This is a genomic window from Desulfosarcina sp., from assembly GCF_055467485.1.
The window spans coordinates 1-25,969 of sequence record NZ_JBUOIV010000053.1; the positions used below are offsets into that span (position 1 = coordinate 1).

Genomic DNA, 25,969 nt, shown 5'->3' on the forward strand with positions numbered 1-25,969 from the left:
GGGATGTCGAAATCGAACTGGTCATAGCCGCTGTAGGGAAATGCCTTGCGCAGGTCCCAGGCCAGGCCGCAGGCGCGCAGGTTGGGGCCGCTGACCCCCCAGGTCACGGCGTCGTCCCGGCTTATGGCGCCCACGCCCAGGGTCCGTGCCCGAAAAATGGGATTGTGCGTGACCAGGGTCTCGTACTCATCCATTCGCCTGGAAAAGATGGCGGTAAAGGCGTCCACGGCGGTATTCCATCCTTCGGGCAGATCGGCGGCCACCCCGCCGATGCGGAACCAGGAGGGGTGCAGGCGGCCGCCGGTGATCAGCTCGACGATATCCAGGATCATTTCGCGTTCCCGGAAGGTGTAGAATGTCGGTGTCATGGCGCCCACGTCGTGGGCATAGGTGCCCAGCCAGACCAGGTGGTTGCTTAGGCGGAACAGTTCGCTGAGCAGCACGCGGATGCATTGGGCGCGCGACGGCACGTCGACGCCGGTCAGCCGTTCCACGGCCATGACATAGGGCAGGTTGTTGGCCGCCCCGGCCAGATAGTCCACCCGGTCGGTGTAGGGAATGAATTGGTGCCAGGTCTGCCGCTCCCCGATCTTTTCCGCCGCCCGGTGGTGGTAGCCGATCTCGATATCCATGTCGGTGATGGTTTCCCCGTCCAGGCCCAGCACGTAACGGATCAGGCCGTGGGTGCTGACATGGTGAGGGCCTATGTTGACGATCAGGTCCTGCCGGCCGGCGCGGTCTTTGAAAAAGAATCCGCCGTCGCGTGGCTGCAGCCGGCGGGCATCGCTTTGCGTGTAAGGATCCATCTCCGTCGCCCGCCCGGGATGGGACTTGCGCAGCGGGTGGCCCTGCCAATGGTCCGGCATCAGGATCCGCCGCAGGTCCGGGTGCCCGTCGAAGCCGATGCCGAACATATCGTGGACTTCACGCTCGTACCAGGCGGCCGACGGCCAGATGCCGGTGACGCTGGGGGCGGAGGGGGATTCGCCGGCCAGGTTCACGGTCAGGCGCAGCCGGGTGGGCGGTTCAAAGGCCAGCAGGTGGTAAAAAAGGGTGAAATCGTGACCCGGTTCGCGCTGCCGGCGGGCCGATTCATCGACGGCCGTCAGGTCGTCCAGCCTGCGGAATCGGGGTAACGCATCATTCTTCAGATAGGCCAGCACTTCCCGGATGGCCCGGGGGCTGACCGCGAAGGTGGCCATGTCGCTGGTGGGCGACACGGCGCGAACGGCGTCGCCAAAACGCTGGTGCAGCCTGTCGGCAAGCTGCCGGTCCGTTTCGGTGGCCGGGCGCTCGGCCGGGGGCGGGGACCACATGCCGTCGCTGCGGCTGCCGGTAAAATGCGGCGGGGTCACCGACGTGCCCCGAATGGCGGTGCCGGCCATGCCCGGGCCGCGCGGGTCGCGGCTTTTGGAAACGCCGTCCACCAGCACCGGCTGCTGCGTGCCCTGCGTGCCGCCGGCCAGGTGAAAGACCGGGCGGGCCGGTTTTTCCTGGACGATCTTTTCCTGCAGCTTGACCAGGCCAGCCAGGACCGCTTCGGGCCGCGGCGGACACCCGGGAATGTAAAGGTCCACCGGCAGGATCTGATTGACGCCCTGGACCACGCTGTAGGCGTCGTACATGCCGCCGGTGTTGGAACACGAGCCCATGGAGACGACCCACTTGGGTTCGGCCATCTGTTCGTAGAGCCGCAGCACCACCGGGGCGATTTTCTTGAACACGGTGCCGGAAATGATCAGCAGGTCGGCCTGGCGCGGGGAGGGCCGCAGGACCTCGGCACCGAAACGGGCGATGTCATAGCGGGAGGTGAAAACGGTGGCCTCTTCCACAAAGCAGCAGGAAAGGCCGAAAAACATGGGCCACAGGCTGTGCTTGCGGGCCCAGTTGATCACGGCGTCCACAGCGGGAAGGGCCGCGTCCGGTTTCAGTCGCGCTTGGGCCCCCACTCGAGGCCTCCTTTCACCCAGATGTAGGCCAGTCCGGCAATCAGTACGGCGATGAAAAATTGGATCTGGAACCAGCCTGCCCACCCCAGCGGACGGCTGGCCACCGCCCAAGAGAAGATGTAGGCCCCCTCCACGTCGAAAATCAAAAAGAAGATGGCTACCATGAAAAAGGGCACCGGGTAGCGCAGTCGTGCCTGGCCGGTGGGGATGATGCCGCTTTCGTAAACGCGCAGTTTTTCTTCGCCGGGAAGCCGCTGCCCCAGCCAGCGGGAGAGAAAGAGCAATGCGACCGTAAGCGCGATGACGACGGCGGCATAAAGGCTCAGGGTGAACATACCAGGCTGCCAAGGAGATAACAGGGCGTTGGCGTCGATCGGCTGCACGTTTCACCTTTTCTCTTCAAGGGTTGAACGGAAGAGGACCATCAACGGGTGGAGAGCCAACAACTAAGGATGATGCAGGTGCTGTCGAAATCGAATAATAAGTCGGCCGCTCGCGAAATGTCAAGGAAGACCCGGCGCATTGTTTTTTTTTAATCCTGTCGTAGCTTACCCTTGTTCATCCATTTGACCCGTTTTGATCGGAGGATCGACAGCCGACAGGTCCGGCCGGCCTGCACCGATCGGAACCATCGTGGAGCATCGCATGATTGCATCACCTCTCAATCAGCCGGAAGACCTTCACCTGCTAAAGGAGAAGTGCAGGAATCTGGAGAGCCGGTGCGCCCTATACGTCCGTTCCCTGGAGGCGGCCAACGAGAACCTGGCTGCCGAGGTCACCCGGCGCAAAAAGGCGGAAGCGGCGATTCGCAACGCACACGACGAGCTGGAAAAACTGGTTGCCGAGCGAACCAGGGAGATCCGACAGCTGAAAGACCGGCTGCAGGCTGAAAATGTTTTTCTCAAACAGGAGCTTGCCGCGTCCCAGGCCTTCGGCGCCATCATCGGCGACAGCCACCCGATAAAAACCGTCATTTCGCAGATCGAACTGGTGGCCCCCACCGATGCCAACGTCCTGATTCACGGCGAGTCCGGCACCGGCAAGGAACTGGTTGCCCGCGAAATTCACAAGCGCAGCAACCGCAAGGCAAAGCCCCTGATCAAGGTCAACTGCGCGACCATCCCCAAAGAGCTCTATGAAAGTGAATTTTTCGGCCACGTCAAGGGATCCTTTACCGGCGCGGTAAAAGATCGGATCGGTCGATTCGAGGCCGCCGACGGCGGGACCATATTCCTTGACGAGGTGGGTGAGATCCCGTTCGACCTGCAAAGCAAGCTCCTGCGCATTCTGCAGGAAGGCGAATACGAACGCCTCGGAGAGGACAAGACCAGGCAGGTGGACGTGCGGATTATCGCCGCGACCAACAAGGACCTTCAAACGGAAGTATCGGCCAAACGATTCCGTGACGATCTGTTCTATCGGCTGAATGTGTTTCCCATTCAGATTGCCCCCCTGAAGGACCGCAAGGATGATATTCAGCCGTTAGCCACCCACTTTGCCCAAAAGCTGGCCGGAGAGCTGAACGTTCCCTGCCCCCGCTTGACCAAGGCCAATCTGATTGATCTGCAGTCCTACCATTGGCCGGGCAATGTCAGGGAGCTTGAAAATGCCATCGAGCGGGCGATGATTCTCGCCCGGTCCCGGGATCTGAATTTCAGCCTGATCCTCGGGGCGGGGTTCCAGATGGGCGAGAACCTGCCGGCAGTCAGCCTGCCGGATGGCGATGCGCACGGACAGGTGATGACGGAAGCGGAGTTAAAACAAGCCGCACGCCAAAACACGATCAATGCACTGACCCGCTGCCAATGGAAGATCTACGGTAAAGCGGGTGCCGCCCACCTGCTGGGGATCAAGCCGACGACCCTGATCGAACGCATGAAGCGAATGCACATCCGCAAGCCGTCCAGGTAGCCCTACAGACCCATGCGCCGCCTTCCGGCCCGGGCCGACCCACCCGCTTCGCAACAATATTTTGACATATTCAGCCAAAAGGTTGGGGATCTCAAATCGTTGAGGTTTCAGCGCCTGCCGGAATCTTATAGTTATATCGTTAATTCAAATGTTTATTATGATGTCGGCAGTTGGCCCGGTTCTTGTTTAGGCCTGTGTCACCCATGGATGACGGGTCGTCCCTGCTTTGCATTCGGCGGCCTTTCCGATACGGCCGCAAAGAGGCGCGATATGAAAATCGACAACCTGGAACTCAATATCCTCTATTTCATCTGCAATCCGCTCAATGGGCAACTTCAGGACGGCACGGTGGACCAGGCGGGGATTTACGAAGAATTTTCAGACATTCCGGAAAGCAGCCTCAGCTCCGCGATCGACTCAATGGAAACGGACGGGTTGATATCCACCGACCGGCCGGGATCGCGGATCTCGATTACAGAAAACGGGCTGAACCGGCTTCAAGCCTCCATCGCCTGCCAGACGTTTACATTCGACAGTTGCGACTGCGGCGGCGCGATCGGCCGGCCGATGCAGGGGCGATACACCGGAAAGCATCCATAAGGAGGAAAAAACGATGATGAACGCATTTCAATCCAAGGCCAAACGGTGCTGCACGAGAGAGCATGAACGATTGACGCACCGAGTTGTATCCTGTGAGATGGAATCCAACACGCCGGAAGAAAGGCATGCTTGCTATCGCCGGGCAGCAAAAACCAGCGGCCGCCGGGCCAGAACGTGTATCTCCGCCGGGTGAGAACCGGCCGCACCTTCACCGGAGCGCCCGGCCGGCATCGCCGAAGCCGGCACCCTCCCCCGCGGCCTGTCGGCGCGCAGCAGGGCCCCCGCTCATCGGGGCCGCGGGGAAATCTTCGATTTGAAACCTGGCATTCTTTCTGTTATAATCCAAGGCAGGTGGCAACCTATCGTCGACCCGCGACCCGGGCGTGATGATGGCTTGAAAACCGGTTCTCAGCCAGGAGCATGCCATGGCTCATGTCGGCTCCCAATCTGCATACCAACGCTTGACCGAACGCCTCAACCGTTTCCCCCAAGGCGCTCCTCCAACCGAACTGCTCACCAGGATATTGAAGGTTCTTTTCGATCGACGGGAGGCCGAGCTGGTCTCCCTGCTGCCCATCAGGCCGTTCACAGCGAGGCGGGCCGCCGCCGTCTGGCGCATGTCCGAGCGGCAGGCGCGCCGGATCCTGGACCAGCTGGCCGGCAAGGCCCTGCTGGTGGATTTTTATGTGGATGGCGACATGCATTACGTGCTGCCGCCCCCCATGGCCGGGTTTTTCGAATTCTCCATGATGCGCATCCGGGAGGACATCGATCAAAAGCTGCTGGCAGAGCTGTTTTATCAGTACCTCAACGTCGAGGAGGACTTTGTCAGGGCGTTGTTCACCGAAGGGCAGACCCAGCTCGGGCGGGCCTTCGTCCACGAGCCGGCCCTGTCCGCGGCCAATGCCCTGCACGTGCTGGATTACGAGCGGGCCAGCGAGGTGGTCAGGCGGGCCACCCACCGGGGCATCAGCATGTGCTACTGCCGGCACAAGATGGCTCACATGGACAGGGCCTGCGCCGCACCCATGGACATTTGCATGACCTTCAACACTTCGGCCGAATCGCTGATCCGTCATGGACACGCGCGGGCGGTGGGCGTTTCAGAAGGCCTGGATCTGCTGGCTAAGGCCCGTGAGCACAACCTGGTCCAGTTCGGCGAGAACGTAAGGCAGGGCGTCAATTTCATCTGCAACTGCTGCGGCTGCTGCTGCGAAGCGATGATCGCCGCACGCCGGTTTGCCGTGAAGCATCCGATCCACACCACCAACTTCCTTCCCCGGGTGGATGAGACAACCTGCAACGGCTGCGGTGGGTGCATGAAGCTGTGCCCGGTGGAGGCCATGACGCTGGAATCGGCCGGCGACCCCGGACATCCCAAAAGAAAGGTGGCCCGGGTAGACCACGACCGCTGCCTGGGCTGCGGGGTGTGCGTCAGGGCCTGCACCAAGACCGGCAGCCTTTCCCTCGTGCATCGGCCGCAGCGGGTGCTCACCCCGCTCAACGCCGCCCACCGGGCGGTGGTGATGGCCGTCGAGCGCGGCAAACTGCAGCACCTGATTTTCGACAACCAGATTCTGTGGCATCACCGGGCCCTGGCTGCCGTGCTGGGTGTGATCCTGCGCCTGCCGCCGGTGGCCAGGGCCATGGCCACCGACCAGGTCAAATCCCGCTACCTGGAGGCGTTGGCGCTGCGGTATTCGTGAACGTGGCGGCGCGTTGTTTTTATTTCAGGCTGAAGACGACCCGTCCGCTGCCCGCCCCTTCCGGTGACGGTGCCTGGGTTCGCGCAGCGGGTTCCACGATAAAAAGGCGTTCACGCGCCACCTGACCGTTTTCCAGCAGGTACGTCTTGGCATTGAACGCACGGGCGTTGGACAGCTTGCGGTAATCGTTTTCCGTGACCTCGGTGTGCGTCCGCAGGAGCTTTTCCATGGTTTCAGCCGTCAGTTCGACGGGTTTTCCGCTGGCGTCGGCCGGCACGGCGATGCCGGAGGCGGCAAAAACCGCGTTCAGCAGGGCCGGTCTTTCCACGTCGCCGATGACAATCGCGTCCAGCGGCACGGCGCTCTTGCCGGCTTTCATCATCTGCCGGAGCTTTTCCCCTTTGAGCCGGTTTTCCAGCAGCACGGCGCGCAGGGCATCGCCGTCCGCTTCCGGTGTCGCCGCCCCCTGAATGTCCAGGTTCAATCCCGGCCTTTCGAAAAGGATGCGGGCCAGCTTGTCCATCTTCTGTCTATTCTCCTCGCCGATTTCGCTGGTACCGGCATCGAAATCCAGGTAGCTCAACTCCTCACCGCCACCGGCCAGGGCCCCCAGGGCGGCAAAGGGCGAGGAGACGATCTTGACGATGAGGTTCTTCAGAACAGTCAGGACCACCCGGCCGATCTTGAATTCCGGATCGTCCAGGCTGCCGCTCACCGGCAGGTCCAGCGCGATGTTTCCCTCACGGTCCTTCAACAGGGCGATGGCCAGCTTGATGGGCAGGCTCACCGCGTCAGGGCTCTCCACCGGGTTCCCCAGGGTGAGCTGGTTGATGGCGATGCTGTTCGTCGCATCCAGCTTGCGGTCTTCCATGAGATAGGCCACGTTGAAGGTCAATTTCCCTTTCTCCAGGATGTACCCGATGTATTTGCCGGAATAGGGCGAAAAGGGGCTCAGCTCAATGTCGGAGATGTTCAGGTTCAGATCCACATACGGGGATTCGATGAGCGGGTTGACCTGGCCGGTGATCTTCACCGGGGCGTGATTGGACCACATGCCCTCCAGGAGCACATCGGCCCGTGTCTCTGCAATGGACGCCAGGCCGGAGACGCGGCCACCCAGGTCGTGGAATTTGGCGTTGAAGTTGGGTTTGATGAACCGGTCGGAAAAATCTACATCCCCGCCGCTCAAGGTGACCCGGGCGATGCGAACAGGCGGCCGCTCCGTCATGGGCGCCGGCCGCGGGGTCGGTTTCGGGCTTTGCGCCGAGACGTCGGTTTGCCCGGTTGCAGGCGTCGATGCGGCTTCCGGGTCGGTGAACATGGTCACCAGGTTGATGCTGCCGTCCGAATCGACGATCACCCGGGCGAAAAAATCGGCAAGGGAGACCTGGTCGATGGAAATCCGGGCAGGGTTCACGCCGACCACGAGATTCTCCAGGAGCAGGGCATCCCATTTGAGAAAATCATTGGCGTTCTTGCGGTCGATGGAGGCAAAACGGGTGAGCCCGGCCTTGCCCCTATAGGTGACCGCCGGTGACGCCTCCTTTTCCCGGGTGATTGCCAGGCGGCCTTGCGTATTGAACAAACCCTGGGTAACGATCAGTCCCGCCCGTTCGGACAGGTAGGGCTGCAAGGGCCGCACGTCCATTTTTTCCACCGCGATGGCGATGTCCAGGGTCATGGGGGAGATGGTGACGTCCCCGCCGGCCTGAACCGTTCCCCCCTGCTCCCAGCGCAGGGAAAGGTCTGCCTTGCCCCTCGATCCGGGAGCCGTGGAGAGGCCTGAAGCGGACAGGGTGAGCTGGTCCAACCGGAATTTTACCGGTTCTTCCGGCACCCGGTCTTCCACGTCCACGGTGACATCGGATAAGGTGACTGCCTTGAGATTGACGATAAAAGGTTGAACCGACGATTCGTTTTGCAGCGCCTTGTTCCCATCAGGCACCCCGGCACCTGCCGTCACCGGGTTATTGGCATCAGCGGCGGGAACAACGGCCTTGACCAGGTTCAGCGACCCATCCTTCTCCCGGCGGCAGGCGATCGTCGACCCGGACAGCACGAGACTGCCCAGGGTCGCCTCGCGCCGGGCCAGATCCGCCGTGGTGCCGTCCAGGCGCAGCCGGTCGAGCGATATCAGGGGGTCGTCGTCATCCTCGTCGACCACCTTGAGTTGATCCACATCGAGATGGACGTTGGCCAGGTTGAGCAGGGGGGTATCGTCTTCCCTGCGAAAGCGATAACTGCCGCCGAAGGAAACGTTGCCTTCAACGGTTTTGAATTCGAATCGATCCTTGTAGTAGGGCAGGTACCGCGAAACCTTGACATCCGAGACGTCGATCTCTCCCGACACTTGGAGCGGGGCGAGAGCAGCGGTGCCGGACATGCTGGCGGATTCGTCGGCCTCCGTCCGCATGGCGAGCCGGTAGGCGGCGGTGCGGTCGCTGTTGAGACCGAAGTTGTCCACCTCGAGGTTCAGGTCGGTGAGGGTTGTGGAAAACGGGGTGCTGTTGGAATGGTCGGTGAAGTGGACGATGCCGGCTTTCAGGTTCAACCGATCGATGGTGACCACCGGCTCAAACCGGCCGGTCGTATCCCTGGCCGCCGCCTCCCGGCCCTCGTCGTAGGCCCTCACTGCCAGAAATGGCAGGTACAGGTTTCCCGTGGGCAGCCGTTTCAGAAAGATCTCGGGGCCGGAGAGATCCACCTGGCCCAGGCGAATCTGCCCGGTCAGCAGCCGTGAAGGCAACAGGTCGAATTTAAGGTCCCTGTGGTTCACGAAAGGGTCGCCGTTGCCGTCCGCCAGCTGGACGTCCTGGAGAGAAAGCAGGCCGGCCGCCTCAAGATCCGGCTGGTTGTCTTCCATCACGCGGAAGCTGATTTCAGCTTCCGTTTCCACCTGCATCGCGCGCACCATCAGGTTGGCGGGCATCGGCACGTAGGGCAGGTAGTGGGGTACCTGAAAGGATTTGAGATCGATTTGCGCCCGGGTTTCCCGTTGGGGAGCAAACGGCCGCGTCTTGCCGTCCAGCGATAGAGCGGCCCCGTTGATCCGGGCGGACAGGTTGAACCGGGTGTAGACATCGGCGTCGGCCGGGCGGGAGGAGAGGTCCGAGACGTTCAGGTTCAGATCCTCTATGCGGTGGGTGACGCTGACCACCCGGTCGTCCATGACGATCCGACCGCCGGCGACGTGTGTGTCGTATACGGCCAGGGCGAATCCACCGCCGCCGGCCGTTGATTCTGACTGACGTGCGTTGTCCCCGCCGATATCTGAAAAATTGAATGTGGCCTCGCCGGTGCGCACCAGCGAGAGGTCCGGATTGACCACCCGCACGGATCTGAGCACCAGGGCCCGCTTGAACAGGGACGACGCCTGCAGGTTGACGGTGGCTTCATCCACTTTTAAAAAGGGGGCCCCGTCGGGTTCCCGGACATGGAGATTCCTAAGGGTGGCGGACAGGGTGATCGGGTTGATGCGCACCTGGCCAACCGTCAGCTGCCGGTTGATCGCCTCGCCGACTTGTTTTTCCAGAAGGCTGCGAACCAAAAAAGGGGCGCCGATAAACCCGAAAAGGACGTAAACCAGAAGGATCGCAATCAGGGCGATCGCACTATTTTTTTGCCGCGGGGTCAGGTCAGCTGTTTTTATCATTTTAATGGATCCGTCCATAGAGGGACGGGAGGGCCGGCCAAGATTTAATTTTTTACAACGCGCCGGCAATCACCTCGAGCGCCTTATCGACCAGTGCCCGGTCCGCCTGGGCGCCCATGTGGCCCACGCGGAATATCTTTTCAGCCAGGGGCCCGTAGCTGCCGGCCACCACTAATCCCTGCTCCCGCAGACGGCGATCCCAGGCATTCCAGGTGTAGCCCTCGGGGATCACGGCCGCCGTGACCGTGGGGGAGGGGATGGCGCCGGGAGCCGGAAACAGGTCGATCCCCATCTCGACCAGCCGCCGGCGGCACAAGCGGGCGGCTGAATCGTGACGGTTGAAGCTGTTTTCGAGACCTTCATCCAGCAGCAGCCCGGCGGCCGTAAAAAGGGCGGCCACGCCCTGCCAGTTGGGTGTGTAGGGGAAAAAGCGGTTTTCGACGGCATGTTGAAACGGTTTCAGCGCATCATAGCCCACATAGCCCACGGCATCGATAATCTCCCACGCCTTCGGACTCACCGACAGGAAAGACATGTCGGGCGGTGCGGAAAGGCATTTCTGGGATCCCCCCAGGCACAAATCGATATTCCAGTCGTCGGCCAGGACCGGGACACCCCCGGCTCCGGCTACCGTATCTACGTAAAACAGGGGAACCCGGTAGGCGTGTTTCAGCCTGCCCAGCTCTTCCAGGGGGTTGAGGGTGCCTGACGGCGTCTCGCAGTGGACGGCCGTGATCATACGGGGTTTGAATTCGGCGATGGCGGCCTCGATGCGGGCCATGTCGTTGATGGTTTCGTCATAGCTGAAACCCACGATTTTTACATCGGCACCGATGGACTGGGCCATTTCGCCGATACCGTAGCCGAACACGCCGGTGGCCACCGCCAGCACCCGGTCACCAGGCACCAGGCAGCTTTTCAGCGCGCTCCACAGGGCCAGCATCCCCTCGCCGGACTGGATCACGATATCGTCCCGGGTGCCGAAAATCGCTTTCAGCCGCCGTTGTGTGCGCGTGTAGAGTTCGACAAAATCCATTTCCAGATCCCCGGAGCCATAGGGTTCCAGGTAGACCCGGCGGATGGTTTCAGGCACCACCACCGGACCGGGGACCATGGGGATGGGATAGGTTTTCATGACGGTCGCTCCTTGGGTAAATGGTTCCGGCTACACCTGGATGCTGCGAATCTGCATCAGCAGCGGTTGAATGCGTTCCCGGTGCTCCGGCGGTATCATGAGAATGAAGACGGGTTGATTGGCGACCAGACCCTCCGGTGCTGCGCCGAGCCGGCCGGCAGCGTAGTTCTGACGATTTTCATCGGATTCCAGAAACTGCATCACATCGGCAAAATTACCCGTGTACCCCTTGGCGTCGATATGCTCGACGTGTTGCAGAAACACGTCATTGACCGTCAGGATAAACGGGTCCATGTCGGCAAATCCCGTTTCGCCGCAATTTCTGGCGGACACCATGCAGCGGCAGCCAAAAGGGCGCACCGGATAGAGGGGACAGGCGCTGTCGGCCAATACTGGGCAGGGGCCGGCCTCGGGATTCAGGTGTTCCTCGGGCGGATCGCCGTCCCGTGCGCAGATATCGGCCAGGCGATTGAGTGATACCCCGGGCATATATCGGCCGGGAAGGGCCAGCCGGGCAATGGTGTCCAGGTGGTGCATGTCATCGGTTTTTTCCAGATGGGCGTGTATCCGGTAGCCTTCCAGGGTGGTCATGGTGACGTTGGCTGTACAACAGTGATCGCAGTATTTTCCGCATGCCAGGTCAAATTCTCCCACAACCTGGTCGTAGATGTCGACCATTCGTTCCAGTATGGTCAGCTTGGCGTTCAGATCCATAAAAAAGACTTTCCATGAGTTAACGGTGCAGGTTATTCCAGTTTCCCTTATACGCCAATCCATGGCATTTTTCCAGCGCATCCCGTCAGGGCTAAGATCTTGACAACAGTTGGTCGGGTCGGTAGACCTGTGTCACGAGATCCACGCCTGCCGGCCGGAAAGCCTGTTCTCCGCCGGGTATGGGGAAAACGGTCCGGATCGGCTTTTTTCAGACACGAATGGAGGATTGCATGACCAGCAAGGTCTATTTCACCGACATGCGGGCCACGATCAAAGAAAATTTTCTCGCTAAAATAGGACGGCTTTTAGACACTGCCGGCATAACGGCGGTTCTCGACGAGCGGGATCTGACGGCGGTGAAAGTTCATTTCGGAGAGCTGGGCAATGCGGCGTTCATCCGTCCGGTGTACATCCGGAAAGTGGTGGAAACGATCAAGCAGGCCGGTGCGGTGCCTTTTCTTACCGATGCCAATACCCTGTATGCCGGTACCCGGAGCGACGCCCCCCATCACCTGGCCACTGCCATCGCCAACGGCTTCGCCTATGCCGTGGTCGGCGCGCCGCTGATTATTGCCGATGGGCTGCGAGGCAAGAATGAAACCGCAGTGTCGATCAATCAGAAGCGCTTCGCATCGGTTTACATCGGTACGGATATTGTGGAAGCCGATGCCCTGGTCTCCGTGGCTCACTTCAAAGGCCACGAACTGTCCGGTTTCGGCGGCACCATAAAGAATGTGGGCATGGGCTGCGCGTCCCGCAAAGGCAAGCTGGCCCAGCACTCCGGTTTGTCTCCCAAAATATCGGGCGAGCCGTGCATCGGCTGCGGCGAGTGCCGGGAACATTGCTCCCAGCATGCGATCTCGATGGCGGACGATAAGGCACAGATCGACGCCGAGGCCTGCATCGGCTGCGGTGAGTGTATCCTCATCTGCCCCAACGAAGCCATCACGGTGCAGTGGAGCCGGTCCATCCCGGTCTTTCTGGAAAACATGGTGGAGTATACCCTGGGGGTACTCAAGGGAAAGGCGAACAAATCCCTTTTCATCAATTTTATCACCGATGTATCCCCGGCATGCGACTGCTATCCGGCCAACGATGCCCCCATCGTGAAAAATATCGGCGTCGTGGCATCCACCGATCCGGTGGCCATCGACCAGGCCTCGGTGGACCTGGTGAACGCGGAGCCGGGCCTGGCCGGCACCCGGCTCTCCACGAACACCGCGCCCGGTGAAGACAAGTTCAAAGGGATCTATCCCAAGGTGGACTGGGAGATTCAGCTGGACTACGCTGAGCGGCTGGGCCTGGGCACGCGGGCCTATGAGCTGGTGAGACTGTAAAAGGACGAGCATGCTGAGAACCGCGGTTCATATGGCGCTGCACGTCCTGGCGCCGGCCGCCGTTGCCCGCCTTGCATTTCCCGATCGCTGGAAACGGGCCTGGGTTGTAATGGTCGCCACTATGGCCGTCGACCTGGACCACCTGCTGGCCAATCCCGTCTTCGATCCCAACCGCTGCAGTATCGGCTTTCATTCCCTGCACACCTGGCCTGCCATGGCGGCGCTCCTGCTGCTGGCGGTTCTCCCCAAAACCCGTCTGGTGGGCCTGGGGCTGGCGGTTCACATGCTGCTGGACGGACTGGATTGTCTGTGGATGGGATGGGCTGGAGGCGGGTAAAGCAGAACCATGGACCCAGCGGCAGACGTGCCTCGCTTTTCAATCTTCCCTGGTCCTGTTTTTTACCAGATTTTGATGCTGCGGCCCCTCAACTCCAGGAGTTCATCTGTGGTACGTCTGAGTCGGTCGGCTAAAACTCCTGAAAAAACACGATAAATAACATATCCAAAGGCCAGCTTATCGGTGCCGGTCAGCTGTTCGATGTAGTAGATGTCCGTGGCCAGGCAGACCGTTTCACCGAAGGCGACCGCCGCTGCGCTGCGGGGCGCACACTCGATAGCGCCCATTTCGCCGAAGACATCGCCCCTGCGCTGAAGCTGTGCCACCGGCTTGTTGTCCTTCATCAGCCGGACTTTTCCATAGACTAGAAAGTAGAGCCAGGTATCGGAACTGCCCTGTTCGAAAATGATTTCTCCCGCACCGTATTTCCTGATTTTGCTCATGGACATCAGGTGATGGAGTTCATCGTCCTGAAATGGTTCGAAAATTTCAAACTTCTTGATGTCGTTCAGGACTCTCTGGTTTCCTTTTAAGAAATCGGTTTCCTGCATGATATCCCTCGCTGGCCCGCTCTTGTTCCATGAAATGAGTGACGTCGTGCCCGTTTAACCACAGGTCACCATTTTCCAATCTTAGTACAAATACGCCGGAAGGCAACTCGTTTTTTTACAGGCGCTGCGGATTGTCGGACCGCTGTTCAACCCTTGCGAACCAGGCTTTGATGACGGCGTTGGTCAGGGTGGCCAGCGGAATGGCGAAAAACAGCCCCCAGAGCCCCCACAACCCGCCAAACAGGAGCACTGCCACGACAATGGCCACCGGGTGAAGGTTCACCACGCCGGACAGCAGCAGCGGCGCCAGCAGATTGCCATCCAGGATCTGGATCACCGCATAGGCAACCATGGCCGAGGCAAATTCGCTGCTCCATCCCCACTGGATGAAGGCGGCCAGCGCCATGACAAACCCCATGACCGTCACGCCGATATAAGGAATGATCACGGACAGGCCCACGAACAGTGAGATCAGCAGCGAGAACTGCAGTCCCAATGCCTTGAACACCGCATAACTGACACCCCAGATGATCAGCAGCTCCCAGCCTTTGCCACGGATGTAATTGGTGACCTGGATGTTGGCCTCCTGCCACACGGATTCGGTGAGATCCATGTTGTCGGGCAGAAAGCGCCGGCCCCAGCCCAGGATCATCGGTTTGTCCTTGAGCAGAAAAAAGACCATGAAGGGCACCAGCACCAGATATACCACCAGGTGGAGGAGCCCCACGACCGAGGCCAGGGACAGGGTCAGGACCCGTTTACCCAGCGTGGAGATGCTGGTGTTGAGAAATTCGATGACCTGTTTGACCTGGTTCTCGGAGATAAGCTCCGGATAGCTGGTGGGCAGCTGAAGCAGCCGGTATTGAACCGTGGCCAGCATGCCGGGCAGCTGCTGAACCAGCTGGCTGACCTGTTTGACGGTCAGGGGGATCAGCCACAGGGTCATTACGACCATGCCAACCATGAAGACCGTAAAGACGATGGATACGGCAGCCAGGCGCGGCAGGCGGGAACGATGCAGCAGGCCGACCATGCCATCGAGCAGGTAGGCGATAATGATGCTGATAAAGACAGGCGCCAGGAGGCTGCCCAGAAAATAGACCAGGCCCGCTCCCAGCAGCAGCATGACGCCGAGAATCACCCGCTGGGGGTCGGAAAAATGTCGGTCCTTCCACGTTTTGAACAGATCAAACATGGGTCGGTTCCCCTGTTCCTTGCAAAGAAAAATCGGCTGGTGCCTTCCACCTTGCCGTCACCGCGCTAAAATCGGTATTCATACACCAGGCCCAGGGTATCCATGCCCTCGTTAGGTGAAGCCAGGCCTGCATTGGACATGTGGGCGAAGGCAAGGATAATCCGATGATGACGGTCGACGGTATAGCCGATCTCGATGGGGATCCTGAACAGCGACCGTGATCCCAGCGACTTCCGGTCGTCCGAATCCGTGTCCCGCTCGCCGTCGTGCAGGGCCAGGCCCAGGCCCGTTGAAAAAAAGAATGCCGAATCCGGTTCCCACTGGAGCAGAAAGCCCCCGTAAACGTTGCTGGTGTCGCCCCGTGTGTTAAGGCTGGCCCCGGCGTTGGGATACGCCGTGGCGGCAAACAGGTGGAACAGCGTTTGGTTTAAGACCACCTCCGCGCTAAGGTCCGGTCCTTTTTCCTTGGACTTCCCGCTCCACAGTCCGTCGACATCGTGGGCAGCCAATCCGACACGGAATGCCCTGATCGGACCGACCGGCGGGGATGAATCAAAGGCATATCCGCCAGCGGCCGTCATGGAAAAAATGACCCAGGTCCAGGTCACTGAGCACAGCAGGCGGTTTCGAATGCGGCTGCATCCATGAATCGCATTCGAAAATATCATCCGGCGGCATCCGGAGGCAGCTCACAGGTATCCCCCCCCACCGGTTTTTTCGCTTCGACAAAATGGGCGGCGGCCAGGGCTGCCGTACAGCCGTCTGCCGCCGAGAGGACGATCTGGCGGGCGAACTTTTCCCGCAGGTCGCCGATTACATATATGCCAGGGCTGTTGGTTTCACACTTCTCGTCGGTGATCACCATGCCATCGGCATTCATGCGGGTGCCGGCGGGAACCAGTTCGTTGTTGGGGTTGAAACCGATGAAGATGAACACCCCGTCCACATCCAGTTCGCGGGTGTCCGCCGTCATGGTATCCTTCAGGCCCACGCGCTCTACGCCATCGCTGCCGGCCCTGATATCCGTAACCACGGTGTTCCAAAGCATCTCGATGTTGCAGTCGTCAAAAATCCGCTGCTGGAGGATCTTGCTGGCCCGCAGTTCGTCCCGGCGATGGGCGATGTAGACTTTTTTGCACAGCTTGGCCAGATATAGGGCCTCTTCCGCGGCACTGTCGCCGCCGCCGACCACCACCACCGTTTTGCCCCTGAAAAAGAATCCGTCGCAGGTGGCGCAGTAGGAAACGCCCTTGCCATAGAATTCCCGCTCTCCGGGTACATCGAGCTTTTTGGGGCTTCCCCCGGTGGCCAGGATCACCGCGTGGGCTTTCAGCGTTTCGCCATTGGCCAGCTTCACCGTATGGTGGTCCAACCCCGGGTCCAGTACCGTCACCTCCTGGGAAATCATTTCCAGATCATAGGACTGGGCGTGCTGGGTGAATTTCATGGAGAGCTCGGCACCGCTGATGTGGGTAAAGCCCGGGTAATTCTCGACTTCGTCGCTCATGGTCACCTGGCCGCCGGTGATCCCCTTTTCGACCAGAACGGTCTTCATCGCGGCGCGCATGGCATAGATGGCGGCGGATAATCCGCCCGGGCCGCCGCCGATGATGATCAGGTCATAAAAATCGTTCTTGGCCATGGTCAACCTCCCTTTTTCTGTTGGGACAGGGCTTTTTTGAGCTGGTCTCCCAGCGAACCCATGGTGTCGGTATCAGCCGTCCCTCCGGCAAATTCCTGCCATCCCTGGTCGTCGGCCGCATCCCCGGTGCCCAGGGAGATTTTCCGTTCCCTGGCATTGACCCCATCGATGGAAACGGTGATGGCGGCCCCGGGCTTGAGGGCGTCGATCTGGGACGCTTTTTCGGAGGCGGCTATCTTGGACTTGGGGAGCAGACCGGTGATGCCGGGCGCCAGGTTGACAAAGATACCGAAGCTTTCCTTCTTTTCCACACGCCCTTGTACCATTCTGCCGGGCTTGAATTTTTCTTCGATGTCGGCCCATGGATCGCCTTCGGCGTCCTTGATGCTCAGGGAGATTCGCTTGCGGTCAAGGTCGAACTCCTTGACCATGACCATGATGTCGTCGCCGGGGGCGACCACTTCTTCCGGGCGCATCACCCGGCGCGTATAACTCATCTCGCTGATGTGGACCAGTCCCTCGATGCCGGGGAAAAGCTCGATGAACGCACCGAAGTTGGCACATCGGGTCACCTTACCCATCAATTTGTCTCCCACGCGCACGCGGTTCGGGACATCGGCCCACGGATCGCCCATGGCCTGCTTGACTGAAAGAGAGATTTTTTTGGTTCCCGGCTTGTCACCGTCCTTGATGCCCAACAGTTTCACCTGGAGTCGATCCCCCACCTTGACGGCCTGTTCGGGGGTGTCCAGCCGGGACCAGCTCAGTTCGCTGATATGCACCAGCCCCTCCACGCCGGGTGCCAGGGACACAAAGGCGCCGAAGGGCATGATGCGGACCACCGTCCCTTCGAAGACCGCCTCCTCGTCCAACTGCGCCATGAACGCCTCGCGGCTGGCTTCCATCTCCTTTTGAAGAATGTCCCGGCGAGAGATGACAATGTTGCGCCCCCGTTCTTCGAACCGTTTGATCATGAAGGGAAATGTCTGTCCCACGTACACTTCCGGATCTTCCACATAGGTCAGGTCCATCTGGCTGATGGGACAGAAGGCGCGCTGCTTGATTACCTCCACCTGGAAGCCGCCCTTGATGACGGCCACTACCTTGCCCTCCACGGGGATGCGCTGTTCCCAGGCCTCCCTGAGCATGGTCGCACCACCGATGCCGGAGATGGCCCGGGACAAGCGGATTTCGCTTTCGTCGGCGGCGACCACGTAGAGATCCAGCTCGTCTCCTTCCGCCAGCGACAGCCGGCCATCCTCGTCGAGCAGTTCGGACTTTTCAACCACCCCGTCCGCCTTGGTTCCCGTGTCCACGAACACGCTGCTGGCGCCGATGGAGATGATCCGTCCCCGGATTCTGTCGCCCACCCGGATATTGTCCTTCATGCCGCTGCTGTAGGATTCAAACAGATCGGCAAAGCTCTCTTCTTCAGGTGTTTCGTTTTCAAACTCGTCGTTCATGGTTGTTCTCCCGGTCGATTAAAAGGTGCGGCAACTTCACCAGAAAACGATGGCTTTTGCAAGCCTATTGTCTGTTTCAGGGCAATTGAACCTGCCCCGTCGAAAGCGGCGGGGAATGCCCCCGCTATCACAGTTCATGGATCCCGGGCCGGGGCCGGTTCGCCCGCTGGGAAAAGCCGCTGCCGGACTTGACAACCGCATGGAGATGGATAAGCTTAACCCAACTCACAAGGAGGACATGCCATGGCTATTATCAAGTGGGATCCGCTGGGAAACATCGCCACCTTGCAGGACCGCATCAACAAGCTCTTCGACGATTCGTTTCCCCATCAGGCGCATGATGACAAAGAGGTTCCCCTGTGTGCCTGGACGCCCAGTGTGGATATTTATGAAACCGACCAGGGAGTCGTCATCGCCGCCGATCTGCCCGGCGTAAACAAGGAAGATGTCGTCGTGGAAGTCAAGGACAACATGATGACCATCAGCGGCGAGCGATCCGGCGACACTGAACGCAGGGCGACCAACTATTATCGCCGGGAGCGCATCTGCGGCAACTTTCACCGCTCCTTCACCCTTCATGCCATGGTCCTGCCGGAGCAGATCAAGGCCAAATTCAAGAACGGCGTGCTGACGGTGGAGATCCCCAAACCCGCGGAGGAGACGCCCAGGCAGATTTCCGTGGACATCGAATGATCGCGAAGGCTGTGGCGTATGGGTCAGTTGCTGCTGAGATGTTTGTCGTAATTGGAAATGTGGTAGAACAGCATATCCCGCAAGGTGCCCAAGAAACCATCTTTATCCAGCTCGGCCCGGTCCACCTGCTTCTCGATGTGGGCGAGCCGGGCTCTTAGCTGCACGTGCTCCCGGAGATGGTCGGGGGTCATGTTCAGGCGCGCTTGCCTGCAAATCTTTTCCTCGCTGTCCAGATGGCTGGCGAAGGCCGAAATCAAGAGCCGGGCCGTGGCCGCCCATTCGCCTTCGTTGTTCCTGCATAGATCGATCATGCAGTCGATATTGGCATGTTCACTGTCGATTTTCACATTGCCGGTAGAAAAGTAGGAATAATACATCGGCGGCTCAGCTATGAAAGACGATGGTGTGGTTGTATGGAAACAGTTAAACGTAGCAGGCGCCATCACCGATCGTCAATTCGTATTTTTTCTCACTGCCAGCCGAAACCGACCATGTGCCACCAATTAGGATGCATCTAGTGACGTTTTCGATGATCCTGAGAACCGTTGTCAAAACCGAAAAAGCTCCCCTTTGGCGTTCATATCCTGCAGCAATTCCGCAATGGTCCGGGCCCCGTCACCGACACGATCCACACATCTTTGGTGATCGCTGGACAGCCTGTAGGTCATCGCCGCCTCGAGGTCCGTAAAATCCACCCCGGTCATCTCGAGACAAGCGTGGCCCCCGATCCGTCCGGTCAGGGTTTTCACCATGCGCTGGGCAGGCAGGATGATCGGCATCATCCCGTCAAGGCCGGATTCAAGCGCGTCCCTTCCCGCGAGCAACCCAAGAACCATCAGTCCGGCCGTGTGCACGCCGCAGGTCAGCGAACTCATCATGCCGCCATGCATGGCGCCGCCGGCGCGAAGCACCATGCGGTCTTCCATGCCCAGTTCCTCCATGAAGGCCCACAGGATGCTCTGGGTGCAGCTGTCGTATTGTTTCAGGTAGGTCATGGCCCGGGACTTCATCTTTTCCGGCCACAGGGTATCATCGGGCACGACGAATCGCTGTGTTTCCATGCTTGTTTGTGCAGAAGCTGCTTTCATCGCCTTCTCCTTTAAAAAAAATTGTCATGATCTTCGGTACCGACCTAACTTGTACCGCCGTCAGCGGGCACCATTCTTGGTGGGCTTTACCGCCTCGATAAATGCGGACACCACATAATCCTGGGCATTTTTTCCGGGCACCCACTGCTCGATCAGTTCGCGGCTCGAATCCACCGGTGTGATCTCGATCTTTTCGAACCCCGTCGCTTCCAGGATCTGTCGGATATCCGCCACCAGCGCTGCGCCACCGATGCAGGCACAGTGCAGTTGATCGTCTGCGAGCATCGACGCCGGCAGGGGGCGAACCGCCACCACATCCGAGACGGCTAACCGTCCGCCGGGCTTGAGCACGCGGTAGGCCTCACGGAACACCGCCTCCTTTTCAGGTGAAAGATTGATCACGCAGTTGGACATGATTACGTCCACCGTGCTGTCGGCGACCGGGAGGCGCTCAATTTCACCGGCCCGAAACGACACGTTGCCGATGCCGGCTTTGGTTGCGTTGCGCCTGGCTTTGCGGATCATGCCGTCGGTCATGTCCACACCGATGACACGGCCGGCCTCACCCACGGATCTTGCCGCCAAAAAACAGTCGAATCCGGCCCCGCTGCCCAGGTCCAGCACCGTCTCACCGGGCTTGAGCCTGGCGATGGCCTGCGGGTTTCCGCATCCCAACCCCATTGTGGCGGCATCGTGGATCGATTCAATCTGGGCATCTGAATATCCGATCCGGTGGGCAGCAGTTTCCGCACCGCAACCGCAAGGGGGCTTTGCGCCCGCGTTACAGCAGCTGCCGAATGCACTGGCAATTTTTGCATAGTTTTTCCGGACGAGTTGACGGATGGCGTCCGGTTCGGCTTTGGTGGTTTCCATGATTGACTCCTTTTCTATTTGTTTTTATTGTTTGACAACTTTCGAACAAAATGGCTAAATTTTTTTAGCGCGTAAAAAAAACCCTGAGTTGCTCGATGACTTCCGGGTCCACCCAGCAGGCAATGTTTTGCCCCCTGCGCTCCGTCCTGATGATGCCCACCCGCCGAAGCTCCTTGATGTGGTGGGACACCGTGGGTTTGCCCACATCCAACTCCTTTCCCAGGTCCCCGATGAACATGGTGTCCACATCGGCGTTCCTGTCATAGATGCCCACCGTGCCCGGGCGGCAACAGGTGGTCAGCAACAGAAAAATCTTCAGTCGGTTCGGATTGGACAGCGCTTTGAAAATCTCTGCCAGCTGGTCGATCGGTATGGGTTTATTGTTTGACATATATCGAACTATAGAACTTTATGACGATTTGTCAACCCTTTTTTGATGCCATCTTCAAAAACCGTCAATCGTGATTATGTTCGTTGAACAGTCCAACGCCCGATTCCATGGAAAACGGTCGATGTTGGGATCTTGAACCAAAGGAGCATGGCCATGAAAGATAGAAATATACTACCCAACGAAAAAGAGTGTATCAGCCAGTGCATCATCCGGTTCTGGTCCGGTTCGGATCGAAAGGTCGAGAACCGGGACAAGAACTACGAACGGTGCCTGACCAACTGCAATGTCTGCGGTTCGTCCTGACCGGACGCCGCATCAACACCAACGACCTGCCTTTCGCCGGGATGAGGGTTCATCGCGGTGACCGGCGGGAAAAGACATGACCATCCCCCACTGGTGCAATCCAATGCCAGTGGGGGTTTCTTTTTTCCCGGGTGACCCGGTTATCGGCCGGAAGGCGCCGTCAGTTTGCCGGCCAGCCATGTGCCGGCAACGGCCATGGATTTCAGGGTCAGATACGTCTCGGCGGATTTGCGGAACAAAAGGGCGCACTGGGCCGGGAAATCGCTGTCGCGGTCGTTGAAGCTGAGTCGGATCGGCACCCGGGGAAGCGCGGCCAGTTCCACGCAACAGTCAAAACCCGGTTCGCTGTCGATCGCCCTGCCGCCCAATCCCGCGCAGGCTGCCTGAAGCGCATGGAGCGCCCCGGCGAAGCGGCTTTCGATCAGCCTGTTGGTATTGCCGGTGAAGTGGCCCATGAGCGGACCGGCCCCGGCAAACTCGCGAAAAGTGATCCACGCGTCCGTTGCCGGCGGTGCGATCGTGGCCCGCAGGACGTAGTCCAGGAGCAGGCTGCCCACCGCCGGTGTCGGGGGATTGCCGAGCGCGTCGATGATACCGTCGGCCGACACCCGGTGAACGTCTCCGAAAAAAGGTATTATCAGGGCATTGCCGGACAGACAGGCGCCCAGGGTATCCGCCCGGGCCGACAGATCGTTCCCGGCCAGGCGGTCGATATCCCGCGCCATGGTCGCCTCAAAATGGAACCGGCAGGGTTCAGGCACCGTTCGATTCCGATGAAAAGGGGCATCCGCTGCAACCCGGATCGGTTTCGCGGGCCCGTTGTGCGTGCAGCTGCTGCCTGAGGATTTCGTATTCATCCTCCAGGGCCAGCAGGTCGATCATCACCGGCGGTTTGACCGAGTGGGCGGGCAGTCGCGCCTCGGTCTCCTTGATGGCCGCTTCCAGTTCCTTGAGCCGGTTTTCCATTTGGTCCAACGATTTCATGGCGTCTCCTCGACGGGATCAATTTCCACGTGTATGTCAATAACCGATTCCGGCCGCCATGGCATGGTCCGCATGGGTGCAATGACAGGGAGTCACGGCGTAGACCATGTTGCATGCGGGGCAGGCCGAAACCATGGTTTGCATGGTAAACGTGCCGTTGCAGTGGCTGCAGACGATCGTCAGCGCCGCAGGCACCGGGGAGCGGTCAAATCCCATCGTGCGCACCTTGTCCGCCACCTGTTTGCCGTTGTCAAAACATCCGCCGCATCCGTCGTGCATCGCTGTACCTCTCTTTTCAGGGGTTGTCGTCGAGGCGAGGGCGCCACGCCCGTGCCCAGGGAAAACCATATTCGGAAACCCTGCCCGCAAGCATTGACCCAGGTCAAGACGATCGGGTGCCGATGACGGCAGGGAAGCCGGCGGCGGCGCCATTGCCGATTGACATTTGCGGCAGATCGGCCATACTGCCTGAAAACCCCTGTTGACTCAATACATACGGACCGTGCACCCATGAACGACAGCGACATCCCCGAACACTTTCATCGGCAGGGCCGCATGCTGGCCAACCGGGTCAGGAAACGGTACAAGCATTTTCGCCAGCGCTTCACCCGGCAGAACATCGAGGTCTTCAGGCTGTACGACTGGGACATTCCGGAAATTCGTGCCGTGGTGGACTGGTACGGCGGACACCTGGTGATCGGTGAGTATATGCGGCGCCAGTCCGTGCCCGAATGGCTGCCCATGATGGGCCGGGCTGTCGCCGACGCCCTGGAGGTGCCGGCGGAAAAGGTTCACCTGAAAAAGCGTTGGGCCGGCCGGCAGGACGGGCAGCGCTACGAACGTCTCGACCACACCGATCGGAAAATCGTCCTGGCCGAGCGGGACCTGCGATTTTTGGTCAATCCGACCGATTATGTCGACACGGGCCTGTTCGCCGACCACCGGGATACCCGGCAGATGGTCCGGGAGCTGGCCGCCGGCAAGGATTTTCTCAACCTTTACTGCTACACGGCATCCTTTTCCTGTTATGCCGCCAAGGGCGGGGCGCGCTCGACCGTTTCGGTGGACCGTTCGGAGAACGCGATCCAATGGGCCCGTGAGAACTTCTCCCTGAACGGGATCGATCCCGAAACCAACCGGCTGATCCAGGCCCACGCCTTCGACTTTCTGAAAAAAGCCGCACGGGAAAAACTGCGCTTCGACCTGGCCGTGGTGGATCCGCCCTCTTACTCCACCACCAAAACCCGCAATGTGGCCTTCGACATCGCCAGGGACCACCCCCGCCTGCTGAAAGCAGTGGTCGGCCTGCTTCGACCGGGTGCCACGCTCTTTTTTTCCACCAACCACCAGAGCTTCGAGCCCCGCATGGAAGGGCTGGCGGTTGCCGGCGTGACCGAGATCACGGCCGGCACCATTCCTGAGGACTACGTCTCCAAGCGAAAGACGATCCACCGCTGCTGGCGTATCACGGTCTAGTCATGTTGCCAGAGGGATGAACCCTCGCTTCGGATTCCGCAGATGGAGTGAAAATCGAAACGAGGGGATCGTTGTTATGACTGCCAGTCAAGCATGCCGGGATCGGTAATGTCGCTGGCAGGATCGGTCTCGACGAGTTTGCTGTCCGGCGGCGGCGTGCCGTTTTCCACCCACTCCTCCAAATACTGGAAGGTGCGTTGGGCGTAAGCCTGCATGGGCGTGAGCAAATCGGGTATGGCCGGATCCACCGCAGCGGAGCTGTAGCCCCAGCCGCCGTCGACGTGTTTGTCCACGTGGCAGGCATGGGCGATGATGTAGAAGCGATGCAGGTCCGGGCTGCCGTACCGTTCAACCGCGTCCTTGTAGTCCAGGCCCTGGGCGTTCACGGCCAGCAGACCGTCTGCCTGGCCCTGCAGGCTCAACAGCGGCACCGAGAATTCGCCGGTATTGGCATTTTTGAGCGCGTACTTGACGCTCTCCCTGTTCCACCCGCCGTTTTCAGCATTGCGCAGCCAATCGTATATGGGCGGCGGCGTGCCGGGATTAGCAGGATCGGAATAGCATGAATAGGCAGCGGATGAGACCGCATCGTCACCGCGAAGGTCGGCGCGGTAGGCAAAGGAAACCAGGTTGTAGTAGCCGACACCCCGGAAAATCTCGAAGCCCGGCACGTATTGAAAACCATCGTAGTTGGTATTGTAATAGCCCCAGAAAACAGCCGATTCGGGAGAAAAACCGGCATTGACCATGGGAAGGTAGGCGCCGGGAAAGCGTGGATTCTTGTCATACTCGACCTGCGTTGCGAGGGTGTCCGCGGAGTAGAACCAGCCCATGGCCAAGGTGCCCTTGTCGATGGAACCGACCAGGGTGTCGGCAGCGGCGTACTCGTGAACCGATACCCTCCCGTCGCCGTCAACGTCCAACACGCGCCTGTCCGGCCAGTATGCCCCCGACCAATCCACACCGCCGTCAAACAGGGGCTTTCTGCCTTTTAGCACGCGCTCGTGGTCGATCTCCAGGGCGCGCCGGGTCTGGTAGCCACCGTTGGAAAGCCCCATGGCATAGATTCGGTCCGGTTTTTCCCCGGTGAACTGCTTCAGGCAGGATATGCCAAGTTCCGCCAGATCGATCATCATGTCGCCCCAGTATTGGGTGGGGTGATTGCCCGCGATCATGTCGCCAATTCCGCCGGGGATACCCTTGTCCCCGGCAATATAGGCGTACCCGGCTTCCAGCAGCCAGGGAACCAGGACGGCCTCGTTGGCGTACTCGTTGCGCAATCCCGGGGTGCCGGCCACCAGCAGCTTGCCGTTCCACGCGTCCGGCAGTCGGAAGGTGATGCGCTGTACACGGCGGCCCTTTTTGAGCAGGCTGGTCACCTCTGTTCCGGCAATGCCGGCGTTGGTGGGATGGAAGGCCGAGGCGTGAATGACATTGGCGTTAATTTTCCCGGCCTTGACCTGCTCCTCCGAAGGCAGGTTGTAGTAATAGGGGTTGCCTGCGACGAGACCCCAATAGGTGACGTGCGCCAATCCTCCGTCTGCGCCGCCGGCATACGTTTGGGTATAGGTATCCATAAGCCCTTTTGGTTTTTCGTGTCCCTTGTGCTTGCCGCCGGCAGAAAGCATCGGATTGAACAATAGCATGGCGGCCAGGAAAACTGTACAACAGACCCCAATGACGGGGCTCCTTTTTTTAGCCATTTTTTACCTCCTTGGTTGTGGCTGAGCAAGCGGTTTCCGAGGAGGAGCGCTGTCAGATGGCACGAATAGTAATCGCTTGGCCCAGCGATGGGTCAGCGTTTAAAAAGCCATTTCTCATCGAACAGTCACTGAAACCGGTCGGTGGAAATAAAACCAATGCATCAGAATTGTTGGGTATTCGCCGGACGTTGCGCTACCGTAAGATGATTATGCTCGGGATTGATCGGTAGCCCTTCAGACCGCTGATCAATTTAAGCCATCCCCAT

27 protein-coding genes are annotated in these 25,969 nt (G+C 59.7%); 9 read left to right on the forward strand and 18 right to left on the reverse strand.

Annotation, left to right across the window (positions count from 1 at the left end):
• Both nuoB and ACZCED_RS19445 read right to left on the reverse strand, forming a co-directional pair.
• On the reverse strand, nucleotides 1-1,949 hold a 1,949-nt coding region (nuoB, locus tag ACZCED_RS19440), incomplete at its 3' end, for an NADH-quinone oxidoreductase subunit NuoB (protein ID WP_464861487.1).
• On the reverse strand, nucleotides 1,928-2,332 hold the full coding sequence (locus ACZCED_RS19445) for an NADH-quinone oxidoreductase subunit A (RefSeq protein WP_462968982.1): 405 nt from the start codon (nucleotides 2,330-2,332) through the stop codon (nucleotides 1,928-1,930). The genes ACZCED_RS19445 and nuoB, both read right to left, overlap by 22 nt.
• A 262-nt stretch (nucleotides 2,333-2,594) precedes the next feature.
• Between ACZCED_RS19445 and ACZCED_RS19450 the strand changes: the two genes are divergently transcribed.
• From ACZCED_RS19450 to ACZCED_RS19460, 3 genes are all read left to right on the forward strand, one after another.
• A complete protein-coding gene (locus ACZCED_RS19450) occupies nucleotides 2,595-3,860 on the forward strand; it encodes a sigma 54-interacting transcriptional regulator (RefSeq protein ID WP_464861488.1) in 1,266 nt (421 codons plus the stop codon).
• 270 nt (nucleotides 3,861-4,130) lie between these two features.
• Nucleotides 4,131-4,460, forward strand: a complete 330-nt coding sequence (locus ACZCED_RS19455; protein ID WP_462968984.1) for a hypothetical protein — start codon at nucleotides 4,131-4,133, stop codon at nucleotides 4,458-4,460.
• A gap of 425 nt (nucleotides 4,461-4,885) precedes the next feature.
• A complete protein-coding gene (locus ACZCED_RS19460) occupies nucleotides 4,886-6,166 on the forward strand; it encodes a 4Fe-4S dicluster domain-containing protein (RefSeq protein ID WP_462968985.1) in 1,281 nt (426 codons plus the stop codon).
• Between the two features lie 19 nt (nucleotides 6,167-6,185).
• On the opposite strand, the gene ACZCED_RS19465 is transcribed toward ACZCED_RS19460, so the two are convergent.
• Genes ACZCED_RS19465 through ACZCED_RS19475 form a run of 3 tightly spaced genes read right to left on the reverse strand, consistent with a single transcriptional unit; the run spans nucleotide 6,186 to nucleotide 11,667 of the window.
• Complete coding sequence (locus tag ACZCED_RS19465) at nucleotides 6,186-9,818, reverse strand: DUF748 domain-containing protein (protein WP_464861489.1); 3,633 nt, start codon at nucleotides 9,816-9,818, stop codon at nucleotides 6,186-6,188.
• Between the two features lie 52 nt (nucleotides 9,819-9,870).
• A complete protein-coding gene (locus ACZCED_RS19470; RefSeq protein WP_462968987.1) occupies nucleotides 9,871-10,953 on the reverse strand; it encodes a pyridoxal-phosphate-dependent aminotransferase family protein in 1,083 nt (360 codons plus the stop codon).
• Nucleotides 10,954-10,983: 30 nt separating this feature from the next.
• A complete protein-coding gene (locus ACZCED_RS19475) occupies nucleotides 10,984-11,667 on the reverse strand; it encodes a hypothetical protein (RefSeq protein ID WP_462968988.1) in 684 nt (227 codons plus the stop codon).
• 230 nt (nucleotides 11,668-11,897) lie between these two features.
• Between ACZCED_RS19475 and ACZCED_RS19480 the strand changes: the two genes are divergently transcribed.
• Both ACZCED_RS19480 and ACZCED_RS19485 read left to right on the forward strand, forming a co-directional pair.
• Complete coding sequence (locus ACZCED_RS19480; RefSeq protein ID WP_462968989.1) at nucleotides 11,898-13,004, forward strand: DUF362 domain-containing protein; 1,107 nt, start codon at nucleotides 11,898-11,900, stop codon at nucleotides 13,002-13,004.
• Nucleotides 13,005-13,014: 10 nt separating this feature from the next.
• Complete coding sequence (locus ACZCED_RS19485; protein WP_464861490.1) at nucleotides 13,015-13,341, forward strand: DUF6122 family protein; 327 nt, start codon at nucleotides 13,015-13,017, stop codon at nucleotides 13,339-13,341.
• Nucleotides 13,342-13,403: 62 nt separating this feature from the next.
• On the opposite strand, the gene ACZCED_RS19490 is transcribed toward ACZCED_RS19485, so the two are convergent.
• From ACZCED_RS19490 to ACZCED_RS19510, 5 genes are all read right to left on the reverse strand, one after another.
• A complete protein-coding gene (locus ACZCED_RS19490; RefSeq protein ID WP_464861491.1) occupies nucleotides 13,404-13,892 on the reverse strand; it encodes a cyclic nucleotide-binding domain-containing protein in 489 nt (162 codons plus the stop codon).
• A gap of 115 nt (nucleotides 13,893-14,007) precedes the next feature.
• Nucleotides 14,008-15,087 (reverse strand): AI-2E family transporter, encoded by a 1,080-nt coding sequence (locus ACZCED_RS19495; RefSeq protein ID WP_462968992.1) that lies wholly within the window; start codon nucleotides 15,085-15,087, stop codon nucleotides 14,008-14,010.
• 65 nt (nucleotides 15,088-15,152) lie between these two features.
• Nucleotides 15,153-15,755: an acyloxyacyl hydrolase gene (locus tag ACZCED_RS19500; RefSeq protein ID WP_464861492.1), complete on the reverse strand. Its 603-nt coding sequence runs from the start codon at nucleotides 15,753-15,755 to the stop codon at nucleotides 15,153-15,155.
• Nucleotides 15,752-16,729 carry a thioredoxin-disulfide reductase gene (gene trxB, locus ACZCED_RS19505; RefSeq protein ID WP_462968994.1) on the reverse strand — a complete coding sequence of 326 codons (978 nt, stop codon included), beginning with the start codon at nucleotides 16,727-16,729 and terminating at the stop codon, nucleotides 15,752-15,754. Before trxB ends, ACZCED_RS19500 begins: the two co-directional genes overlap by 4 nt.
• A 2-nt stretch (nucleotides 16,730-16,731) precedes the next feature.
• Nucleotides 16,732-18,192 carry a 30S ribosomal protein S1 gene (locus tag ACZCED_RS19510; RefSeq protein WP_462968995.1) on the reverse strand — a complete coding sequence of 487 codons (1,461 nt, stop codon included), beginning with the start codon at nucleotides 18,190-18,192 and terminating at the stop codon, nucleotides 16,732-16,734.
• A 243-nt stretch (nucleotides 18,193-18,435) separates the two neighbouring features.
• Here ACZCED_RS19510 and ACZCED_RS19515 point away from each other — a divergent pair, with 243 nt between their 5' ends.
• On the forward strand, nucleotides 18,436-18,885 hold the full coding sequence (locus ACZCED_RS19515) for an Hsp20/alpha crystallin family protein (protein ID WP_462968996.1): 450 nt from the start codon (nucleotides 18,436-18,438) through the stop codon (nucleotides 18,883-18,885).
• A gap of 23 nt (nucleotides 18,886-18,908) precedes the next feature.
• On the opposite strand, the gene ACZCED_RS19520 is transcribed toward ACZCED_RS19515, so the two are convergent.
• The 4 genes from ACZCED_RS19520 to ACZCED_RS19535 form a co-directional block, all read right to left on the reverse strand.
• Nucleotides 18,909-19,262 (reverse strand): hemerythrin domain-containing protein, encoded by a 354-nt coding sequence (locus ACZCED_RS19520; RefSeq protein WP_462968997.1) that lies wholly within the window; start codon nucleotides 19,260-19,262, stop codon nucleotides 18,909-18,911.
• Between the two features lie 171 nt (nucleotides 19,263-19,433).
• Complete coding sequence (locus ACZCED_RS19525) at nucleotides 19,434-19,973, reverse strand: C-GCAxxG-C-C family protein (RefSeq protein ID WP_462968998.1); 540 nt, start codon at nucleotides 19,971-19,973, stop codon at nucleotides 19,434-19,436.
• A gap of 60 nt (nucleotides 19,974-20,033) precedes the next feature.
• Nucleotides 20,034-20,846, reverse strand: coding sequence for an arsenite methyltransferase (locus ACZCED_RS19530; RefSeq protein ID WP_464861493.1), 813 nt, complete (start codon nucleotides 20,844-20,846; stop codon nucleotides 20,034-20,036).
• Between the two features lie 64 nt (nucleotides 20,847-20,910).
• On the reverse strand, nucleotides 20,911-21,237 hold the full coding sequence (locus ACZCED_RS19535) for an ArsR/SmtB family transcription factor (RefSeq protein WP_462969000.1): 327 nt from the start codon (nucleotides 21,235-21,237) through the stop codon (nucleotides 20,911-20,913).
• Between the two features lie 153 nt (nucleotides 21,238-21,390).
• Between ACZCED_RS19535 and ACZCED_RS19540 the strand changes: the two genes are divergently transcribed.
• Entirely contained in the window at nucleotides 21,391-21,540 is a 150-nt protein-coding gene (locus ACZCED_RS19540) for a hypothetical protein (protein ID WP_462969001.1), read from the forward strand.
• A 140-nt stretch (nucleotides 21,541-21,680) separates the two neighbouring features.
• Here the strand turns inward: ACZCED_RS19540 and ACZCED_RS19545 are convergent, their stop codons facing one another.
• From ACZCED_RS19545 to ACZCED_RS19555, 3 genes are read right to left on the reverse strand one after another with little or no spacing between them, the layout of a single operon-like run.
• Nucleotides 21,681-22,301 (reverse strand): DUF3786 domain-containing protein, encoded by a 621-nt coding sequence (locus ACZCED_RS19545; protein ID WP_462969002.1) that lies wholly within the window; start codon nucleotides 22,299-22,301, stop codon nucleotides 21,681-21,683.
• Nucleotides 22,294-22,524: a hypothetical protein gene (locus ACZCED_RS19550; RefSeq protein ID WP_462969003.1), complete on the reverse strand. Its 231-nt coding sequence runs from the start codon at nucleotides 22,522-22,524 to the stop codon at nucleotides 22,294-22,296. Before ACZCED_RS19550 ends, ACZCED_RS19545 begins: the two co-directional genes overlap by 8 nt.
• 36 nt (nucleotides 22,525-22,560) lie before the next feature.
• Nucleotides 22,561-22,803, reverse strand: a complete 243-nt coding sequence (locus tag ACZCED_RS19555; protein ID WP_462969004.1) for a hypothetical protein — start codon at nucleotides 22,801-22,803, stop codon at nucleotides 22,561-22,563.
• Between the two features lie 231 nt (nucleotides 22,804-23,034).
• On the opposite strand from ACZCED_RS19555, the gene ACZCED_RS19560 reads away from it, so the two are divergent.
• Entirely contained in the window at nucleotides 23,035-24,000 is a 966-nt protein-coding gene (locus ACZCED_RS19560; RefSeq protein WP_462969005.1) for a class I SAM-dependent methyltransferase, read from the forward strand.
• A 74-nt stretch (nucleotides 24,001-24,074) separates the two neighbouring features.
• Here the strand turns inward: ACZCED_RS19560 and ACZCED_RS19565 are convergent, their stop codons facing one another.
• Nucleotides 24,075-25,703, reverse strand: a complete 1,629-nt coding sequence (locus ACZCED_RS19565) for an alpha/beta hydrolase domain-containing protein (protein ID WP_464861494.1) — start codon at nucleotides 25,701-25,703, stop codon at nucleotides 24,075-24,077.
• A 56-nt stretch (nucleotides 25,704-25,759) separates the two neighbouring features.
• Here ACZCED_RS19565 and ACZCED_RS19570 point away from each other — a divergent pair, with 56 nt between their 5' ends.
• The gene (locus ACZCED_RS19570) at nucleotides 25,760-25,933 is read left to right on the forward strand and encodes a helix-turn-helix domain-containing protein (protein ID WP_464861495.1); all 174 of its coding nucleotides are present in this window, start codon (nucleotides 25,760-25,762) and stop codon (nucleotides 25,931-25,933) included.
• Nucleotides 25,934-25,969 lie beyond the last annotated feature (36 nt).

Excerpts from the sequence above, each read along its gene's own strand:
- ACZCED_RS19495 (WP_462968992.1), bottom strand. The coding sequence starts at position 15,087 with ATGTTTGATCTGTTCAAAACGTGGAAGGACCGACATTTTTCCGACCCC.
- ACZCED_RS19460 (WP_462968985.1), top strand. The coding sequence starts at position 4,886 with ATGGCTCATGTCGGCTCCCAATCTGCATACCAACGCTTGACCGAACGC.
- ACZCED_RS19565 (WP_464861494.1), bottom strand. The coding sequence starts at position 25,703 with ATGGCTAAAAAAAGGAGCCCCGTCATTGGGGTCTGTTGTACAGTTTTC.
- ACZCED_RS19490 (WP_464861491.1), bottom strand. The coding sequence starts at position 13,892 with ATGCAGGAAACCGATTTCTTAAAAGGAAACCAGAGAGTCCTGAACGAC.
- ACZCED_RS19510 (WP_462968995.1), bottom strand. The coding sequence starts at position 18,192 with ATGAACGACGAGTTTGAAAACGAAACACCTGAAGAAGAGAGCTTTGCC.
- trxB (WP_462968994.1), bottom strand. The coding sequence starts at position 16,729 with ATGGCCAAGAACGATTTTTATGACCTGATCATCATCGGCGGCGGCCCG.
- ACZCED_RS19450 (WP_464861488.1), top strand. The coding sequence starts at position 2,595 with ATGATTGCATCACCTCTCAATCAGCCGGAAGACCTTCACCTGCTAAAG.
- ACZCED_RS19560 (WP_462969005.1), top strand. The coding sequence starts at position 23,035 with ATGAACGACAGCGACATCCCCGAACACTTTCATCGGCAGGGCCGCATG.
- ACZCED_RS19475 (WP_462968988.1), bottom strand. The coding sequence starts at position 11,667 with ATGGATCTGAACGCCAAGCTGACCATACTGGAACGAATGGTCGACATC.
- ACZCED_RS19535 (WP_462969000.1), bottom strand. The coding sequence starts at position 21,237 with ATGTCAAACAATAAACCCATACCGATCGACCAGCTGGCAGAGATTTTC.
- ACZCED_RS19480 (WP_462968989.1), top strand. The coding sequence starts at position 11,898 with ATGACCAGCAAGGTCTATTTCACCGACATGCGGGCCACGATCAAAGAA.
- ACZCED_RS19485 (WP_464861490.1), top strand. The coding sequence starts at position 13,015 with ATGCTGAGAACCGCGGTTCATATGGCGCTGCACGTCCTGGCGCCGGCC.
- ACZCED_RS19470 (WP_462968987.1), bottom strand. The coding sequence starts at position 10,953 with ATGAAAACCTATCCCATCCCCATGGTCCCCGGTCCGGTGGTGGTGCCT.
- ACZCED_RS19550 (WP_462969003.1), bottom strand. The coding sequence starts at position 22,524 with ATGAAATCGTTGGACCAAATGGAAAACCGGCTCAAGGAACTGGAAGCG.
- ACZCED_RS19500 (WP_464861492.1), bottom strand. The coding sequence starts at position 15,755 with ATGATATTTTCGAATGCGATTCATGGATGCAGCCGCATTCGAAACCGC.
- ACZCED_RS19540 (WP_462969001.1), top strand. The coding sequence starts at position 21,391 with ATGAAAGATAGAAATATACTACCCAACGAAAAAGAGTGTATCAGCCAG.
- ACZCED_RS19515 (WP_462968996.1), top strand. The coding sequence starts at position 18,436 with ATGGCTATTATCAAGTGGGATCCGCTGGGAAACATCGCCACCTTGCAG.
- ACZCED_RS19520 (WP_462968997.1), bottom strand. The coding sequence starts at position 19,262 with ATGTATTATTCCTACTTTTCTACCGGCAATGTGAAAATCGACAGTGAA.
- ACZCED_RS19530 (WP_464861493.1), bottom strand. The coding sequence starts at position 20,846 with ATGGAAACCACCAAAGCCGAACCGGACGCCATCCGTCAACTCGTCCGG.
- ACZCED_RS19525 (WP_462968998.1), bottom strand. The coding sequence starts at position 19,973 with ATGAAAGCAGCTTCTGCACAAACAAGCATGGAAACACAGCGATTCGTC.
- ACZCED_RS19555 (WP_462969004.1), bottom strand. The coding sequence starts at position 22,803 with ATGCACGACGGATGCGGCGGATGTTTTGACAACGGCAAACAGGTGGCG.
- ACZCED_RS19465 (WP_464861489.1), bottom strand. The coding sequence starts at position 9,818 with ATGATAAAAACAGCTGACCTGACCCCGCGGCAAAAAAATAGTGCGATC.
- ACZCED_RS19570 (WP_464861495.1), top strand. The coding sequence starts at position 25,760 with ATGGCACGAATAGTAATCGCTTGGCCCAGCGATGGGTCAGCGTTTAAA.
- ACZCED_RS19455 (WP_462968984.1), top strand. The coding sequence starts at position 4,131 with ATGAAAATCGACAACCTGGAACTCAATATCCTCTATTTCATCTGCAAT.